The sequence below is a fragment of the Brevibacillus sp. BD137 genome (genome assembly GCF_041644655.1).
Lineage (GTDB): Bacteria > Bacillota > Bacilli > Brevibacillales > Brevibacillaceae > Brevibacillus > Brevibacillus brevis_D.
Map to the genome: position 1 here is coordinate 1 of NZ_JAOTNO010000007.1, position 17,906 is coordinate 17,906.

18 protein-coding genes are annotated in these 17,906 nt (G+C 48.0%); 12 read left to right on the forward strand and 6 right to left on the reverse strand.

What is annotated here, in order from left to right:
• Positions 1-9: 9 nt before the first annotated feature.
• Positions 10-762, reverse strand: a complete 753-nt coding sequence (locus ODZ53_RS16450; protein ID WP_015893078.1) for a polysaccharide deacetylase family protein — start codon at positions 760-762, stop codon at positions 10-12.
• A 187-nt stretch (positions 763-949) separates the two neighbouring features.
• On the opposite strand from ODZ53_RS16450, the gene ODZ53_RS16455 reads away from it, so the two are divergent.
• Positions 950-2,353 (forward strand): aspartate kinase, encoded by a 1,404-nt coding sequence (locus tag ODZ53_RS16455; RefSeq protein ID WP_372678388.1) that lies wholly within the window; start codon positions 950-952, stop codon positions 2,351-2,353.
• Here ODZ53_RS16455 and ODZ53_RS16460 read toward each other — a convergent pair.
• Positions 2,284-2,790, reverse strand: coding sequence for a M67 family metallopeptidase (locus ODZ53_RS16460; protein ID WP_372678390.1), 507 nt, complete (start codon positions 2,788-2,790; stop codon positions 2,284-2,286). The genes ODZ53_RS16455 and ODZ53_RS16460 overlap by 70 nt on opposite strands.
• A 52-nt stretch (positions 2,791-2,842) precedes the next feature.
• Here ODZ53_RS16460 and ODZ53_RS16465 point away from each other — a divergent pair, with 52 nt between their 5' ends.
• From ODZ53_RS16465 to ODZ53_RS16485, 5 genes are all read left to right on the forward strand, one after another.
• Positions 2,843-3,700, forward strand: a complete 858-nt coding sequence (locus ODZ53_RS16465; protein WP_087343397.1) for a DUF72 domain-containing protein — start codon at positions 2,843-2,845, stop codon at positions 3,698-3,700.
• Between the two features lie 20 nt (positions 3,701-3,720).
• A complete protein-coding gene (locus ODZ53_RS16470) occupies positions 3,721-4,545 on the forward strand; it encodes a sulfite exporter TauE/SafE family protein (protein WP_372678392.1) in 825 nt (274 codons plus the stop codon).
• A gap of 35 nt (positions 4,546-4,580) precedes the next feature.
• Complete coding sequence (locus ODZ53_RS16475) at positions 4,581-6,035, forward strand: bifunctional metallophosphatase/5'-nucleotidase (protein WP_372678394.1); 1,455 nt, start codon at positions 4,581-4,583, stop codon at positions 6,033-6,035.
• A gap of 47 nt (positions 6,036-6,082) precedes the next feature.
• The gene (locus ODZ53_RS16480; RefSeq protein ID WP_372678396.1) at positions 6,083-6,322 is read left to right on the forward strand and encodes a DUF6154 family protein; all 240 of its coding nucleotides are present in this window, start codon (positions 6,083-6,085) and stop codon (positions 6,320-6,322) included.
• Positions 6,323-6,422: 100 nt separating this feature from the next.
• A complete protein-coding gene (locus ODZ53_RS16485; protein WP_007715663.1) occupies positions 6,423-6,725 on the forward strand; it encodes a YunC family protein in 303 nt (100 codons plus the stop codon).
• Between the two features lie 72 nt (positions 6,726-6,797).
• Here the strand turns inward: ODZ53_RS16485 and ODZ53_RS16490 are convergent, their stop codons facing one another.
• Positions 6,798-7,811, reverse strand: coding sequence for a DUF2804 domain-containing protein (locus ODZ53_RS16490; protein ID WP_372678399.1), 1,014 nt, complete (start codon positions 7,809-7,811; stop codon positions 6,798-6,800).
• A 160-nt stretch (positions 7,812-7,971) separates the two neighbouring features.
• Between ODZ53_RS16490 and ODZ53_RS16495 the strand changes: the two genes are divergently transcribed.
• Positions 7,972-9,066, forward strand: coding sequence for an HD-GYP domain-containing protein (locus tag ODZ53_RS16495; protein ID WP_372678401.1), 1,095 nt, complete (start codon positions 7,972-7,974; stop codon positions 9,064-9,066).
• On the opposite strand, the gene corA is transcribed toward ODZ53_RS16495, so the two are convergent.
• Both corA and ODZ53_RS16505 read right to left on the reverse strand, forming a co-directional pair.
• Positions 9,067-10,002: a magnesium/cobalt transporter CorA gene (gene corA / locus ODZ53_RS16500; RefSeq protein WP_372678403.1), complete on the reverse strand. Its 936-nt coding sequence runs from the start codon at positions 10,000-10,002 to the stop codon at positions 9,067-9,069.
• Complete coding sequence (locus ODZ53_RS16505; RefSeq protein WP_372678405.1) at positions 9,965-10,141, reverse strand: hypothetical protein; 177 nt, start codon at positions 10,139-10,141, stop codon at positions 9,965-9,967. The genes corA and ODZ53_RS16505 overlap by 38 nt, the downstream gene beginning before the upstream one ends.
• 252 nt (positions 10,142-10,393) lie before the next feature.
• Between ODZ53_RS16505 and ODZ53_RS16510 the strand changes: the two genes are divergently transcribed.
• Together ODZ53_RS16510 and ODZ53_RS16515 are read left to right on the forward strand one after the other, a co-directional pair.
• Positions 10,394-11,185 carry a hypothetical protein gene (locus tag ODZ53_RS16510; protein WP_372678407.1) on the forward strand — a complete coding sequence of 264 codons (792 nt, stop codon included), beginning with the start codon at positions 10,394-10,396 and terminating at the stop codon, positions 11,183-11,185.
• 117 nt (positions 11,186-11,302) lie between these two features.
• Positions 11,303-12,619 (forward strand): globin-coupled sensor protein, encoded by a 1,317-nt coding sequence (locus ODZ53_RS16515; RefSeq protein WP_199926643.1) that lies wholly within the window; start codon positions 11,303-11,305, stop codon positions 12,617-12,619.
• 17 nt (positions 12,620-12,636) lie between these two features.
• Here ODZ53_RS16515 and ODZ53_RS16520 read toward each other — a convergent pair whose 3' ends face one another.
• Complete coding sequence (locus ODZ53_RS16520) at positions 12,637-13,116, reverse strand: cysteine dioxygenase (RefSeq protein ID WP_015893064.1); 480 nt, start codon at positions 13,114-13,116, stop codon at positions 12,637-12,639.
• Between the two features lie 361 nt (positions 13,117-13,477).
• Between ODZ53_RS16520 and ODZ53_RS16525 the strand changes: the two genes are divergently transcribed.
• The 3 genes from ODZ53_RS16525 (at position 13,478) to ODZ53_RS16535 (ending at position 17,871) form a co-directional block, all read left to right on the forward strand.
• Entirely contained in the window at positions 13,478-14,512 is a 1,035-nt protein-coding gene (locus ODZ53_RS16525) for a S1C family serine protease (protein ID WP_372678410.1), read from the forward strand.
• A gap of 25 nt (positions 14,513-14,537) precedes the next feature.
• On the forward strand, positions 14,538-16,448 hold the full coding sequence (locus ODZ53_RS16530; RefSeq protein ID WP_372678412.1) for a stalk domain-containing protein: 1,911 nt from the start codon (positions 14,538-14,540) through the stop codon (positions 16,446-16,448).
• Positions 16,449-16,716: 268 nt separating this feature from the next.
• Positions 16,717-17,871, forward strand: coding sequence for an MFS transporter (locus ODZ53_RS16535; RefSeq protein WP_372678414.1), 1,155 nt, complete (start codon positions 16,717-16,719; stop codon positions 17,869-17,871).
• Positions 17,872-17,906 lie beyond the last annotated feature (35 nt).

Here is a 17,906-nt window from a genome sequence, read left to right on the forward strand (position 1 = left end):
TGGAAAAAATTAAGGATAGTCTACCTGCTTTGCACGTCCATATCCTCTCAACAATTCACTGACCGTGACGAATTTATACCCTCTATTTTTCAGTTCAGGCAATATTTGCTCGAGGGCTTGTACGGTCTGTCTTCGATTGCCTCCGTAATCATGAAATAGCACGATGTCTCCATTCCGAGCGTTGTTCAAAACCTTGTTGACGATTTTTTTTACACCGGGATCGCTCCAATCACGTGTATCTTGATGCCAGGACCACATGATCACGAGAAAACCAGCTTGCTTGGCTGTATCGACCACGGTCTCGTCATAATATCCCCCCGGAGGACGAAAGAGGGTGGGACGAACCCCTGTTGCCGAATAAATCGTCTCCTGCGTTTTTTGCACCTCTTCTAACAGTCGCTTCGCGGACAGCTTTCGAATATCTGGATGACTGTAAGTGTGATTGGCAATCTCATGTTGATCATTCGCGAGAGATTTGACGATTTCCGGGTACTCGCTCACACGATTGCCTACGACAAAAAAGGTGGATTTCGCTTGATATTGCTTCAAAAGCGCTGCGATCTGAGGAGTGTATACCTGATCTGGACCATCGTCAAAGGTAAGGGCAATCACCTTGCTCTCTGTCGGCACTTCCCAAACGATATCTCCTCTTGTTTCGTAATACTCGCGATTTTTTCCCCGAATGGCATTGGCTGTCTCGTTGAAGGAAGGAGCCAGAATGACAGCTAGCAAAAGGGGGAAAAAGAGGATATGCTTTTTCATTCGTTCACCTCGTTGCAGAGACTTTCGTGCTAGGTGGCTGTACGTAATGATGTACTCATCGTTACTATGCGACAAATCTTGATGAATATTCTCGTGTGTCTTCGTGGAAAAGACACTTGTTCTTTTTATGTGGATAAATTAAGCTAGTAAGAACATAAGACGTGAGAGTTGGGTGGAGGAATCAATCATGAAGGTGGCAAAATTCGGGGGAACTTCTCTGGCGAATGCTGAGCAAATAAAAAAAGTATGCCAAATTGTTATGGCGGATCGGGATAGACGATTGATTGTTGTATCGGCACCTGGGAAACGGAACAAGGAAGACACGAAGGTTACTGATTTGTTAATTGCCTATGCGGAGCGATCTTTGGCTGGGGAACCGACAGAGGAAGCGAAACAAGCAATTTTCTTGCGCTATCGGGAGATCGTAGCAGATCTCGGGCTTTCTGCCGAGATCGGTCAAGCGATCGAAGCGGAGCTCGAGGAGGTTCTCGCAAACAAGGCGGGCTTGTCCACGGAAAGATTCATGGATGCAGTCAAAGCTGCCGGAGAGGATACATGCGCCAAGGTTGTTGCTCGTTATTTGCAGAGCTTGGGTGAGGTGGCGACCTACATCAATCCAAAGGATGCAGGAATGCTGGTTACGGATGAAGCAAGCAATGCGCATATCCTCCCTGAAGCGTATGCCAAATTGGCGACATTGCGAGAGCGGGAGGGAATCGTCATTTTCCCTGGCTTCTTCGGTTATTCGCGTGCCGGTGATCTGGTTACTTTTTCACGAGGTGGCTCGGATATTACGGGCTCGATTTTGGCTGCGGCAGTTGAGGCAGAAGTCTACGAGAATTTTACCGATGTGGACTCTGTTTATGTGGTCAATCCAAACCTCATTGCCAATCCGAAAAAAGTAACAGAGATTACGTACCGAGAGATGAGGGAGCTGTCCTATTCCGGTTTTAGTGTATTCCACGAGGAAGCGTTGATTCCCGCGTATCAAGCAGATATACCCGTATGCATCAAGAATACGAACAATCCGTCTGCACCTGGTACGATGATTGTGGCCGAGCGAGGAGCTGCTACAAACGGAGTGTCGGGGATTGCAAGTGACGGCGGCTTTTGCAGCATTTACGTCAGTAAGTATTTGATGAACCGCGAAATTGGCTTTGGTCGCAAGCTGCTACAAATTTTGGAGGAGGAAGAGCTTTCGTATGAGCATACCCCATCTGGGATTGATAACATTTCCGTCATTCTGCGCGAGCGTGATCTCACGGAAGAGAAGGAACAGCGGATTGTAGAGCGCATCCGCCGGGAGCTGTTCGCTGATGATGTCGCTGTTCAGCATAGTCTTGCGCTCGTCATGATTGTCGGGGAGGGCATGCGTCAATCGGTGGGGACAACGGCGAGAGCCACTACGGCTTTGGCTTCTGCGAAAATCAATTTGGAAATGATCAATCAGGGTTCATCGGAAGTAAGCATGATGTTTGGGGTGAAGGCCGAAGAGGCAGACCGTGCTGTGATTGCTTTGTATCAAGAGTTTTTTGGGGGAGAAGAACCAGTGGTTTCCTCATCGTCACAAGCCGCTTCTGTCAGTGTGTAATCACGTGCTTCAAATGACCCGCTATTTTCATTCTGTACCCATTGATAGACACGCCATGCTGGCTGGGCGGATGCGAGTCCTACAATCCAATAGCTGAGCGTGGGATAATGCCAGCCAGCAATGTCGCGTGCAGAAGGGATTGGCGGCGTATGGGGGTGTGTATGTAAGACACCTAACCATTGAAGATCGTTCTTGCGAATGTGCTGCAAGGCTTGAAGAAACGTTGTCCCATCCCAAGCGAACACATGCTTGTCAGGTGAGTTTGGCATCGGTACATAGGCAGTAATCGTTGCTCCATGACCTACGAGCAAAGCAGAATACTCATAAGGAAACGCCTCTTGTGCTTCGGCCAGGAGGCGTTTCGCTACTTTTTTCGTTAGGAATATTTTGTTATTCTTAATCGCAAAGGGGTCACCCAACCAAGCGGGATTTTTCATTCGGCTTTTGTCCTTCTTCTCTATTTGGCTATGATTTGGAGGTTAGCATTCGATGACTACGATACAAGTGGGAGTTTGCGGCTGGGGAGATCAGCACGAATTGTACGTACAAGGTGTGCGCAATCGAGACAAGCTGTCTGTATATGCCAGCCACTTTCCAATTGTAGAGGTGGATAGTTCTTTTTACGCTATTTTACCACAGCGAAATTACGAATCGTGGGTGAAGGATACACCTGAACGATTTGGCTTTATCGTCAAGCCTCATCAAGGGATGACGGGACATCAACGGGGGGATGCTTCGGGAAGCAGACGGGAATTGTTTCGCCAGTTTGAGGAGAGCATTCAGCCCGTCGTAGAGGCTGGCAAGCTCAAAGCATTGCTGTTTCAGTTTCCGCCGTGGTTCGATTGCACCCGGGAGCATGTCCAGTATGTGACTGCTTGCCGCCAAGCCATGCAGGCGTATCCGTTTGCGGTGGAGTTTCGCCATCAAAGCTGGTTTGAATCACGCTATTCGGAGCGAACGCTTGATTTCTTGCGCAAGATCGAAGCGACACATGTCGTATGTGACGAACCGCAAGTCGGAAAAGGCTCAGTCCCGATTGTTCCTGCCGTGACCAAGCCATCCTTGGCGTTGGTTCGCTTTCATGGGCGCAACAAAGCGGGCTGGCGAGATCCCGGAGAGGGACAAAATTGGCGAGATGTCCGTTATTTATATCGATACAGTGAGACAGAGCTTGCAGAGTGGGTTGAACACATCAGACTGCTCGAACAGGAAGCGGATGAAGTCTGCATTTTGTTCAACAATAACTCTGGAGGAGATGCAGCGGCGAATGCGAAGCAGTTTTCGGAGATGCTTGGCCTTGCACCTACTGGTCTGAATCCTCGTCAGATGGACCTGTTCTCCACGTAGCTAGAAAGAAGGGGAGTTTCATGCTTGCAGTAATTGCCATCTTGTTTGTCATCATTGGAGTCGTGGCTGGTGTCATTGGCAGTATCGCGGGTCTGGGTGGTGGGATTTTTTTCGTACCTGCTCTGCTTTATTTTGCGAACTGGTACACGCCTGGATCGATGAACCCGCAAGTAGCAGCGGCGACTTCGCTAATCGTGATTGCGGTAACCGCCCTTTCTTCTTCTCTTTCTTATCTCAAACAAAAAAAAGTAGATAAGCAGAGTGCTATGCTCTTTTTTATCGGGAGTGCCCCAGGTGCTATTGTGGGCGTGTATCTTAATACATTACTAGCAGTGGAGGGCTTTTCGCTGCTGTTTGGCTTGTTTCAGCTCTGCATGTTTGTCGTATTGATGGTCAAAGACAAAATCAAGCCACGCAGCATTAAGTGGGAAGTTCAACGCCACTTTGTTGACAACGAAGGAAATGAATACGTGTACGGGTATAGCAAATGGTCCGTGATTACGATTGCCTTCTTTGTCGGGATTACCTCTTCGCTATTTGGCGTGGGTGGCGGCATCCTGATGGTTCCAGCCATGATGATTTTGTTTCGCTTCCCGCCACACATTGCTACGGCTACGTCCATGCTGGTCATCTTTTTATCAGCGGTGGTTGGGTCAATCACGAATATCTTCCACGACAACGTACACTGGCTGTATGCAGCGATGCTCGCACCAGGGGCATGGGCGGGCGGAAAGCTCGGAGCGATTATTGCCAGTAAAATGAAGGGTCGCACCATCGTGCTGTTTTTGCGTGTTCTGATATTGGGAATTGCCATACAAATGATCGGGGAAGCGATTTTTGGATGATTTTTGGATAATGAGACGAGAGGGAGGGGAAAGCCGTGGCTGACACCTGTACCTTACATATTTTGCACACGAATGACTTGCATAGCCATTTTGATACGATGCCGCGAATTGCAACCTGCCTGAGCATACATCGAGAAGAGTGGGAGGGCAGGGGAGAGCATGTGCTGACGGTCGATATTGGAGACCATATGGATCGAATGGATATCCGATCGGAAGCGAGCTTTGGGAAAACAAATGTCGAGATCATGAACCGAAGCGAGATTCAATACGCGACGATTGGAAACAACGAAGGCATCACACTCCCAAAAGACAAGCTGAATGAACTGTACACAGATGCACGCTTCACGATCATTACAGGCAATCTGTTTGAACCGAGAACCAATTCTGTCCCGTCTTGGGCTGTACCATATGCTATTCATACCGTCGGCGAGCTGCGGCTGGCGATCTTGGGAATGACGATTCCCTTTGGTCCCTCTTATCAAAGTATGGGCTGGGAGATCAAGGAACCGATTCCGATTTTGCGTGAGCAGATTGCAGCGCTGCGCTCGGCAGTGGATGTTGTCATTTTGCTTTCGCATCTCGGCTATCAGACAGATTGTGTGCTGGCTAGTGAAGTCGATGGCCTAGATATCATTTTGGGCGGACACTCTCACCGGGCGCTGCCTCATGGAGAACGCATAGGAGGCACCTTGATCACACAAGCCGGGCGATTTGGCGAGTATGTCGGTCATGTAGAGCTCGTCTGGGACAGGACTCAAAATGGCATCAAAGACGTGCGCGCAGAGCTTTTTCACACAGAACAGTATCAGGTAGACGAATCATTGAGCCAGTTCATTGAGAGTGAAAAAGTATGGGCACAAAATCGTTTGTTTCAGCCGATTGCGCAACTGGAGCAAGACCTGCATATAGGCTGGACGGAGGAGACCCCCTATGGTTCCTTCATCGCAGCGAGTATTCGCAAATGGACGGGTGCTGAGATCGGCATGGCAAATGGTGGGTTGTTGCTTGCAGATTTGCCGCGGGGCAGCTTGTCTTTTGCCGATTTGCTGCACAGTATACCACACCCGATCAATGCCTGTGCGGTCACGATTACAGGCGCACAGCTCACCACTGTTCTGGAGCAAGCCATTCAACCGGAAATGATTCAGCGGGAGCTGCGCGGGTATGGTTTTCGCGGCAAAATAGAAGGCTGGATGTGCGTGGACGGATTGCACATTCGCTACAGTGAGGATGACCAGCCGCAAATTATCCAGATTGAAGTCAACGGGCAACCGCTTGATCGCGAGCGTCTGTATCGAGTCGGGACGATCGATATGTTTATGTACAATCGCATGTTTCCCGAGTTGCTGCTCGGCAGTGAGCTTACGTTTTTCTTACCCGAGATGCTACGTGAGGTGCTCGCCATCACGATAAAGGACCAGCAGATGCTGCAAAATGCGTTTCTTCCTCGTTGGGAAAAGATATCGTCCGCGTCAAAAAACCAATCGTAGAGACCGTTTTTTCGGGAATGCTATCGAAAAACGGGAGGAGACGAGCGATGCGCTTCATTGATGAGGTATACGAGCTGTACAGAGGACATTTTAATGGCGATGAAGAGGACATTACGGCGGTTATCGTCGGCATTCTCGCTGAGCAGTCTCGGGATGATTTGTTGGACTTGGTCGAGGAAATGGACGAAGAAGAGCTGTTTCACATGCTCGCAACGTATATGATTGAAGTCATGAAACGGAAAGTCGCGATGGAGGATGAGCACTTTCCGACAAGCATCATGCATTAAAATTCGATCAGGGAGCTCCTTCATTCAAACCTCACCTTTCTCTGCTAAATGTCATAGGATGGTAACGCTAACAGACAGGAGAGAAAAGGGAGGAATCTTGATGGTCGAGGTAGTGCCAATCCACTTTCCAGAGGGGACTGCTATTGCTGTCACTGTTCGTTTGCCCAAGACGACGCTATTGGCTGTAACGACCGATCATGGCTACATCATGTGTGGGGCGCTGGATGTAGGGCTATTAAACGAAAGGCTAGCAGCGAGAGAAATTCTTGCCGGTCGTGCGGTGGGGGTCAAGACCATACAGGAATTGCTGGATGCACCGCTGGAGTCCGTGACGACGACGGCGGAGGAGAAGGGGATTACTGCTGGGATGATTGGGCGGGATGCTGTCGTGAAAATGTTGTAAAACAACAAATGGTTTGCCTATAGAAAAACCTTTGTCCGATGACAAAGGTTTTTTAGTTTTCTCGCTCCTGTTTTACCAACGGGCATTTTGTTCTTCACAGATTCCGATCTTGTTTTGCACCACAACCGTTTTTCCATCAGGTGTTGAGAGTGTCCCGTCATATCGGCCGATTACTTGATGCAGAGTGGTCCGCACCAACGCAAAATTTTTGTGCTCGGTTCGAGCAAAGAGTGGTGTAAAGGTAAGGCGTACGGCAGACGATTCTTCGCTCGCAAGCGTCCAAGGGAGCATCCGGTTGTCAGGATCGTAGGAAAAACGCATTTGTTCACTCAGCTTGTAGAGGACACCGTCGATCATCAAGCCATTTTCCGTCATACCTGTTCCGTCCGTCCAGCCTTTGCCAAAGTTAAAGCCTGCGACACCTTCCGCGTGACGGAAAGAGCAGGTCGTCCAGTTCCAGCGAGTGTGATACGGCCAAACGCCACGTCCAAAATCCAAACTAGCAAAAGCATTCTGTCGATCGAGCAAATAGGTTTTCCCGTTATAGGCAATGGTGCCGTGCACAGGCCTGGCCGTTTGCTTCGATGTGAACTGAAAGCGCTCCGCACTCCACGGAATCACGACATTTAAGGACTCGGCTGGCGGATCAATCACGATGTCGAGCGAGAGAGGCTTATCACCGGGACAAATGGCAGTCGCTTGTACGCTCGTTCCGCTGGCTTCTGGGTGAAAGGAGACGGAGAGCTTGCGACTCGCAAAATGGCAAGGATCATCTACAGTGGCACCAAGCCGAATCCCTACACCAAAAGGAACCGTAACGGCACTGTCCGCGGTCTCCCCTGTCGTTAGATCAATAAAATGGACAAAGACAATGCCAGCGTAATCCAAATTGACCATCGCAATCGACATCGCACATTCAGGCGCGGTGATAAACCAAAAATTCCATTTTTTCCGGCGAAGCCAATGCCCACTAAATTGGCAGTCATGCAACGGATAACGGGACCAGCCAACCGCTTCGGGAAGCAAGCGGCCATCCTGGTCACATAATGAAAGAGGCTGCGTTAATTCTTTTTCGATAAGCGGCATATGATCATCTCCCTTGACAAACAAGGATTCTTTCAGACAAACTCGTCCTAAGCGTCTTTCCTCGATAGACATGAAATGGAAATCTAGAAAAAATTTCATGTAGAATCAAGTCGAATCACGCTATAATAGGGGTACCCTGAGGAAAGGCGAAGGAAAGGAAATGCGACTGAAATCCATTCAAAAATGCCAGCCGGGTGATAAACTGGCTCGTTCCATCTATACAGAGAATGGAACGATTCTCGTTGGGGCCGGAGTAGAACTAACCCAACGAATGATAGATCGACTCAAAACCAAAAACGTGAACAGTCTCTACATTCAAGACAAGCGCACCGATGATATCATCGTGGAGACAGTCATTTCCGAAAATACTCGCAGACAAGCAATGTCCATGATTCACGATACATTCCGAACTGTTCATCAAGTCCCGGACAAATGGCAGCAGCTTTTTTCGGACAAGGGTTTGGGACGTAAGCTGCGTGATGTCATGCAAATCGTTGCGGATGAATTGAACAACAGTGATTCAGCCATAAATTTATTGGCAGATGCTTGCGCCTTCGACAATTACATATTCACGCACTCATTTAACGTTGCCTTGTATAGCACAGCTCTCGCCATCAATACCGGCTGTTCGGAAAAAGATGTGTTGGAGATTAGTATTGGCGGTATGCTCCACGACATCGGTAAAGTGCATATCCCAGACAACATTTTGAAAAAGCCGGGCCGCCTGACGCAAGAAGAATTTGAAATTATGAAAAGACACACGGAGATCGGCTTTGAAATGCTTCGTCGGCAAGACGACATCCCGTTGCTTGCAGCCCACTGTGCTTTTCAGCATCACGAGCGCTGGGATGGCACAGGCTATCCACGGCAACTGAAAAAAGAAGAGATTCATCCGTTTGGTCGCTTGATGGCTGTGGCTGATGTATTCGATGCCCTGACGTCGCATCGGGTATACCGTCGCGGAATGCTTCCTCACGAAGCGATGGAGGTACTCTACTCCGGTTCAGGCAAACTGTTTGACCAAGTCTATGTAGAGGCTTTGCGAAATACGATTGCACTCTACCCTGTTGGTCTGACCGTCACCCTGAACAATGGTCTGTCTGGTGTCGTTGTCGATTCGAACAAAGGAATGCCGAGCCGTCCGATCGTCAGAATTCTGGTGGATGAGGACGGTCGGGATATCGAGCATCCCTATGAGTGTGACTTGTCCAAAATGCTGACGCTCATGATCATCGCTTGTGGCGATTTGGTATAATCAGAGCCAGTCTTTCTTTTTAAAAATGATAAACATCGTCGTGCCGATTACCGCCATACATCCCAGTACGATGTAGTAGCCGTAGGGTGAACGCAGCTCAGGCATCACATCAAAGTTCATCCCGTATATACCGGTCACAATCGTCAACGGCATAAAAATCGTCGTCAAGGCGGTAAAAACACGCATAATATCGTTGGCTCTGCCAGCAAGCGCCGCTTGATACGCTTCGCGCAAGTTCCCGATGAGCTCGCGAAAGGCTTCAAAGCTCTCTACAATTTTGCTGGCATCGTCTACAATATCGCCAAAGTACTTCCGCAGATAAGGTTGAATGAGCGGGAGTTCTTTTTTATGTAGGGCGTCAATCAAATCCCGCTGGGGTACGAGCATTTTACGGGCGTACAGGATTTCACTGCGCAGCCCGATAATTTGATCCAGATGGGATTTTTTCGTGTGCATCAAAATTTGTTCTTCCAGATCTTCAAGCAGGTCTTCAATTTTTTCGGTCACATCAAAATAAAGATCGACAATTTGATCGACCAGGTAGTAGAGAAATGCATCGGGGCGATTGACTTCCTTTTCCCGGATGATCGAAAGCATGGTAGTGAATTCAGGGGCCTCCTGCTTCGTTACGGTGATGATGGTGCTGCTGCCCAGAAAAATATTGATTTCACGCAAGAAGATATCATGATTGTGAAAGGTAATGCCATTGATGACCATAAAGTAATGATCCTCGTAGTTTTGCAGCTTGGGCCGCTGTTCTTCCTCGTCGATACAGTCTTCCACAGCCAGATGATGCAGTCCGAACAGCGGCTGTAAAATATCCAAATCGAATGGCGAGGCATGAATCCAGTAAAACCCGTTCACAGGTGGAGTAGCAGCCTCTTCGATGTCTTCTATCTCAGTGATGATTCCGTTTTGTACGAGTCTGATCTTCATGTTCGATTCTCCTGCAAGTGGATTCGGTTGCGGCGGGTAGACGGGGCCAGATTTGTGTGAGAATCAGTTCATAAGCAGAGCGAAGTGCTCGGCGGCTAGGCGGAGCCTTTGATATGCGCTCTTGCTTGGGAGTCGTCATGCAAGTTCGCCTCCTCGATGAAAGCCTTCATCCTATATGTATGAACGTCAACTCGTCCGCTTTCCCGCTTCGGCTAGTGATGGTAATTCCTTATGATTCGTACTCATGCGAACCTCCGCACGTTTTATTGCCATAGTGTTCCTCACTTTCTACATTCCCTTTCTCTTATTTTACCGTGTAGGACGGTATGACCAAAGCCATTTTTTGCATACTACAGATAAGCTGAGCAGATGAAAAGGTGGATGTATCGACATGTGGACAAGCAAGAGGGCAGGTATGATTGGTTGTATCGTATGGATGTTGACAGGAGCTGGTTGGGGACAAGCTGCTCTTGCCTTAGAGGCGAGAGACGTACAGCCTCCTCCGACTGTGTTTGAGGAAATCCAGATTAAACGGCAGGATGTGACAGGCGATGGTAAGCCAGATCTGATAACGCTGCTAGGAAAGAGATTTGCAGCAGACAGTCCTTACTTCGAACACTTGAAAATCATGGTACAAGACCCCGTTGCGAAAAAAACAACCTTTTTTACAACACCGTATGGCGCCTATCAGCCGGAGATGTTCTTTTGTGATTTTACCGGAGGGGGTGTGCAACAAATTTTGCTTCAGGCGCCGACTGGGGGCAGTGCAGGGACGTCTGAGTTTTATTTGTTCGCAGACAAGAACAATAAGCCGGCGATTCTGCCTGTTCCGCAACCCTTGACGATTTCGGGCTCCTATCAGGATCATTACAAAGTGAAGTTGACGATCAAGGAGACGGGGGAGACTGTCGTTCTCGATTTGTCTGATCGCAAAAAAATCTATGAAGAAAATGGTGTCTACAAGAACGGGAAGCTGGTTTCTCCAGTAGAGGTATTACCTAACACCTTCAGCGTACTCAAGCCCATCGATGAGAACCGCGATGGCATCTGTGAATTAAAAGGGGAGCAGAGAGTCAGCGGTGTTGCCAACGCCGATACGATCGCGTATGTGGAGTCGTACTGGAAATGGGACAAGACGAGCTGGAAGCTGCAACGGGCAGTCGTGAGGAAAGCGGAAATGTAGGGGTTAGCAAGGCTCATTCAACCGCCCATTGTCAAGTTGGGCGGTTTACACCCGTTTGTAAAGGGGTATATAATTGAAAGGATATTCATATGTACTCAGATAAAAGGAGTTCAGGCTATGAGCACATGTCCGTTTTCCACCTTTTTTGGATTAAAAGGGAAAGGAAAAAGTGAATCTTTTTTTCAGGGGGTGAAGGAAAAGGGGGAAGTGCAGATTGTAGGGAAAAGCACACTCGCGAAGCAACTAGCAATGATCAACCTGACCGAAGAAGAACTGAGCATTGTGAAAGCACTTCAACCACTTATCATTCAAAATATTGAGGCTATTATTGATTACTTTTATGCCAGTATTGAAAATGAACCGCTTTTAATGAAAATTGTAGACCAAAACAGCACGATTGAACGGTTGAAACTAACGTTGAAGCGCCATATCTGCGAAATGTTTAGCGGACGCATCGACAGCGCTTACATTGAACAGCGTAGTAGAATTGCGGTTATTCATATGCGAATTGGCTTGGAACCAAAATGGTACTTGAGTGCATTCCAAAACATGCTGGTCTCCTTGATTGATATCTTGCAAAAAAACATCGCGGACAAGGACGAGTTCGTACAAGCCTTCACGGCCGTCACGAAGATTCTCAGCATCGAACAGCAAATTGTGCTGGAGGAATATGAAAACGAGCATGAAAAGGCACGGCGAGCGGATCAAGACAAAAAGGACGAGCTGCGAATCCTCCTGACCAATTCCGCACATGAGCTGGCAGCGGTATCAGAAGAAAACAGCGCGTCTGTGGTGCAACTGACAGAACAGTCGAGAGAAGTGCTTCGTTTTGCTGAAAATGGCACGGGCTTTTCCACGAAAGCACAAGAGCTGTCCCGAGAAGGCAAAGAAAAGCTGGAAAAACAACAGGAACAAATGTGCTTGATTCAGAGCAGCGTCAAGCAAATCTCGGAAGAAATGAACGCGATGGAGAAGAACGCCGAAAAAATCCAAGGGATTGTCGAGGTCGTGACGGCGATTGCTGAGCAGACGAATCTCTTGGCTTTAAATGCTGCGATTGAAGCAGCACGGGCTGGCGAACAAGGACGCGGATTTGCTGTCGTAGCCGATGAGGTACGCAAGTTGGCGGAACAGACGAAAAAGTCAGTATTCGGTGTGCGTGAGCTGATCGAAAAGACGAACCAACAGACAGTGGTTCTTTCGTCTGTTGTGGTAGAAATTCAAGCGCTAGTCCAATCGAGCACTGCGGTAGCAAACGAGACGAATGCCTTTTTTGAAGGAATCATGAGCGCTGTCTCAGACAGTAAAGAACAGAGCTCACGAATTCAGCGGGAGCTGGAAAACTTCTTCAAAGTCATGGAAGATATGAACCAAGCAGTGGCACAGGTAGCCAGCTCTGCGGATGAGCTATCGGAAATAACAGAAAACCTGTAGAAAAACAAAGATCAGTATTATGTTGTCGGTTCAAAGGGGCAATATTGGCGGCAATTACGCAATGGAGGACTGTAAACGTTTATGGAAACAACCGGACTTTGTCCATTGTTGCGAATGGCATGAATTTCCCCAGGCTCAACAAAATAGTATTCACCCGTGCTGACATGAGTTGTTTGTGCTCGTAGAACTTCATTTTCATTATTCGTTTGGACATAAATCATATTCGTTAACGTGCCTGAGACTACCAATTCCCATCCAAAAGAATCACCGTGATTATGCGGAATGGATTCTTGTTCTGTCGGCAGATGGATCAAGACCACTTCTACATGTGGCGTGGAGAATAATACTTTGCGCCCATAAGGGAGGTTTAGCGGCTCCGGGATGTATGGACCGAGTTGTTCCATGCAAGGAGACAGGGATACGAGAGCGTGTCTAAGCTGGGCAGGAGTAGGCGAAACAAGGGAGCCAAATGCTTGTTCCAGACGTTCCAGATTCATAAATAACCTCCCAAACGAAAGTCATACTCCCTACACCATATGATTAAATTTCAAGAGAAGTGATAGCCTGAGCTTGTCCAAAAGGAAATTATTTACCATTATTATTGCATTGTAAATCAACAGGATTACTTGAGTTTAAGGCGCTTTTAGAGAAAAAGCGTCTTTTTTGTGCTATCGACAATCAGTTCACTCACCACCTATGTCGATGTTTGTCGAAAAGGTTGACTTGTTTCGACACAGGGAATTATTTATTATTATCACATTGTAAATGAAGAGTCGTTTGTTTGATCAGGGGACGCTTTAGAATATAGAGCGCCTCTTTTTTTTTGTATGGACTTGGATTTCATTGGGGGATTTGTAAATGGAGAGGAAGAAAGGGCTACTAGCTAAAGGCATGCTCATGATCATGTTCACAGTTGGAGCATCGCAAGGGGCATTTGCTCAAGGAAACGTCCCAGTTGTATCAAAGACTTCGTACGCATCCATCGTGGAAGCGGATATTCCGGGGGTAGTAGCGCGTGTTTCTGCGAGTGTAGTAGCGATAGTTGGGAAACCGGAGGGGAATGAGAGCGGTAGAGATAACCGTTTTAATCTCGCTCATGGGACGGGTGTCATTGTTAAAGCGGACGGCTGGATATTGACGAACGCCCATGTCGTAAAGGATATGCGCAATCTCACAGTCATTACGGTAGACGGCAAGCAATACAGTGGAACCGTTACGAATATGGATGAAGAGAGCGACTTGGCTCTGGTGAAGATTCAGGCAACGGGCTTGCAGCCGGCAAAATTCGCTACCAATTATGCGATCCGTGTAGGAGAGCCAGTGATCGCGATTGGGACACCGATCTCTGTTTCGTTACGCAATTCAGCCACGCTGGGTATTATCAGCGGGGCAAATCGGTCGGTCAGCTCGACATATCGCTTGATCCAGACAGATGCTTCCATCAATCCGGGTAATAGTGGGGGACCACTCGTCAACGTAAAGGGCGAGGTCGTCGGGATTAATTCGATGAAATTCGTTTCAGTAGGGATCGATAATCTCAGCTTTGCGATCCCCGCAGATACAGCGCAATACGTCATGAACCACTTTTTTACGTATGGCAAAGTAAATCGTCCTTACTGGGGTGCAGAATTGGAGGAGAGCTGGGCAGCTGTGGTCGGACTTCCGACGAAAGAGCCGTTGCGCATTACACGCATTGAGCCGGGCTCACCAGCGGCAAAGGCGGGCTTTCAAGTGGGGGACGTCATTTATTCCATCAACCAAGCTCCGTTCAGTACATTGGTTGAATTCAATGAGCTGTTAAAAAAATACTTGCCAGGGCAAACCGTAGAACTCATGGTGCAGTCTGGTGGCGATATGGTTAAACGTAAAGTGCAATTTACCAAGTATTCGTAGAGGAAAAGGAAATGGGGAGAGCGTCATGGCTAAGAAGAATTGGAAGGTCCTTTGTGCAGCAACAATGCTGGCTGTCTCATTGACAACAAGTCAGGTAGCTTGGGCAGCAAATACACAAGCAGAGCAAAACGTAGAGGTAAAGCTTAAATTAAACGCGAGTAATGCGAAGGTAAACGGTGTTGATGTCACAGTCGAGGAGCCGTATCTCTCGCAAGGAACGACGATGGTTCCACTCAGTCTATTAACCTCCGCATTTGGAGTTGCGCTTCAGTATGACAACGAGAAGCAATTGATCGAGCTCATCTACAAGACAAAGAATGTGAAGCTTGCGCCAGGCAGCAAGGAAGTGTGGATCAATGGTAAGGCCGTGACCTTGACCGCATCGCCCGAGACGAAAAACGGCAAAACAATGGTGCCGCTCACGGTACTTACCCAAGGCTTAGGGCTTACGATTGTGATCGATGCCAAGACAAAAGACGTAAGCATCATGGGGGCAAAGCAAGGAGATGCCCTCAAGACGGACAGCTCCCTCGATAGCGATGTGGGCAAAACAAAGATTGGTGATAGCTATTATGGCTGGTCGATGAAGTACCCGACTGGCATGATTCAAGCGCATCAGAGCTTCCAAGGGAATTACGTCCTGTTCAAAGACGCCAAGGAAGCAACCTATTGGCTCGATGTTAGCATTGAGACGAACCAACCGGAGAATCTTTCAGGCAACGGATTATTAACCCGCTTGGCTGACATGACGGAAAATTCTATCCTGTCAAAAGAATACATAGCCAATGAAAAACAGCCGTATGCACGTCTGATCACGAAGTCTTCTGAAGGCAGTATGAATGAAGAACGAGCCTATCAAAAAGGGAGCAACATCTATTACGTTACGCTCACGCTAGAGAACGAGGTCGACTTCCGCAATCCTGCGAAATACAGTTTCTACAAAAGCTTGTTAGATAGCTTCACCCTAGACTTTCCGACCGGTGAAAAGTCAGTGAAGGACTTGTCCACAGTGGAAGGAAACTACCGTTGGTACAAGAACGATGACTTTGCCTTAAAAGTAAAAGTACCAGCGGAGTGGACTCCGAACTACAGTGAAGACATGCTCTTCTCTAATGATGCAGGTACAGAGTGGATGAAGATCAAGATTACCTCCAAGGAGCAAGGTCTTACGCTGGACGAGTGGGTCAAAGACCATGAAAAGCGCAATCGGGAAGATATAAACGAAAACTATATCAAGGTCAGTCCAGAAGTAGGATCTACCTCGATTGCAGGCGAGGCCGCAAAGGAACAGGAATACAGCTTCTTGGATGGAACGACCTGGTATACGTATCAATATCTATTTTTCACGAAAGGCAAGTACAAGTATTTGATTACGATCGCGTATATGAAGGATGAGCCTACGGAGGAAATAACCGACCTCACGCGTACGATCAAGCAGTCTTTATCCATCGATCCCTCGAAAATGAATCCGTCACTTGGGCAAATCGCGGATGATGATCAAATCGACAAGAATAAGACGGTCATCATCAAAGACAAGAATGCCACGTATTCACTGGAGATTCCAGAGTATTGGCAGGAAACAGGGGGAGAGAACGGAGGACGGTATTATGCATTTTTGGGTGGAGATTTTACTTTCCAGGCAATCCCCGGTAAATTGAGCGCCGTAAAGGAGCTCATCATCAAAAACATTGAGGAGAGCAAGGCAATCAAATTTACACTCAAAGAAAATAAAGCCACGACGCTGGCAGGTAAGCCTGCTCACAAGCTGCATGTCCAAGGAAACGAAGCGGGCGTAAGCTTCGAACGCACCCTCTACTTTATCGAAAAAGGAAACAGTACGTATTTACTGTATTGGTCGCTGGTGGATTCGGCTAAAACAAAGGCCGCAGAAGAGCGTCTGCAAAAAGTAGCGAATTCTCTTACGTTTACAAAATGATAAAGGAAGTAAATCTGAACGGCTGTCGGGATGGCAGCCGTTTTTTTGTCGACAACTAGCCTATATACCACCTATCATGGAAGTGCGGCAGCAAATGCCGTACAGGACGATTTGGGGAAGCGCCCCCGTCAGAATGTTCCGGACAAATGAGCTTTTTATTTCAATTTTGAGGAGGCATGCGCATGTCAACTGCCATAATCAGTGTACGCACCCACTAGAGGGGGCGTTGATCCAAACCACCTGTTATGATCGGGAGGTTTGGATGCAGATGAATCACAGATGGTATTTGTATGTCAATGCGTTGTCGTCCTTGGGATCACGGATGAATTTGATCGCGTGTAGCGCGTTGATTTTTACATTTGAACATAGTGCTTATTGGATGACCGCTTTTTTTGTGGCAAGACAACTAGGAGGGATGCTGTTTAGTCCCTTGGCAGGCATATTGGCCGATCGAATGGACAGAAGGCGTACCATGATCGCAAGCGACATGGGGGCAGGTCTTGCTATTGTGGCCATCGCTTTTTATCCGACACCGTATGTATTAATTGCAGCGGCTTTTCTCAATGGCATGCTGTATACGCTGTTTCATATTAGCTTTCAGGCATCCATGCCGCAAATTTTTGAGAGTGAGCAACTGGTTCAAGTCAATGGATTGAAGGTTCGGCTGGAATCATTGGTAGGCATCATAGGCTTCATGCTGGGAGGATGGCTGACAGATCATTATGGCTATACGATTGTGATCGTTTTGGATGCCGCCAGCTTTCTTTTCTCGGCATGGATTCTAACGAAACTTCGGTGGGAGGAGAAGGGGGACAATGCGCGAGCTGCGTCAAAAGCATCGAGCGGCTTTCGTGTCACCCTTCGCTACTTACGGGAAACACCCGTGCTTCTGACGATTAGTCTGTTAGCTTTTCTCGTATCGCTCAGTACGTCTGCGTATAATTACGGGTTGCCATTTTTGGCGGATCAATTGCGTAGTAGTGACGCTACTCTGCACGGATTAATGTGGACGGCGATGAGTGTCGGAGGCTTGATTGGCTCCTATGTGGCAGCTCGTTTGCGGATAAAGCTGGTGAATGGGATGCTCGTCGCTTATGCTGTTTGTTCCGTGGGGATTGTAGGGGCATTCGCGGCAAACCATGCTGTGTTTGTGCTTCTGCTCTTGGGTTTCGCGGGTCTTTTTTCCGGGGCAGCACAGGTTTATGAGAGCACACTTTTGCAGCAAGCCCCAAACGAGCTGCGCGGCAAGGTGATGGGGGTACAGGGGCTCTTGAGTCGAAGCGGGTTCTTTGCTGGTTTTCTCATGGCTCCATTCTTTGTGGGTGCCTTCACTTTATTTGGGATGCTGGTCTTTGCCCAATTGATGTTTGTCGCAGGACTAATCGGATTTGGCTTGTATCTTGCTTTTACTCCCAAAAAATAGAAATCCGGCCTCTCGATACACGTAGTCTTTTTTCC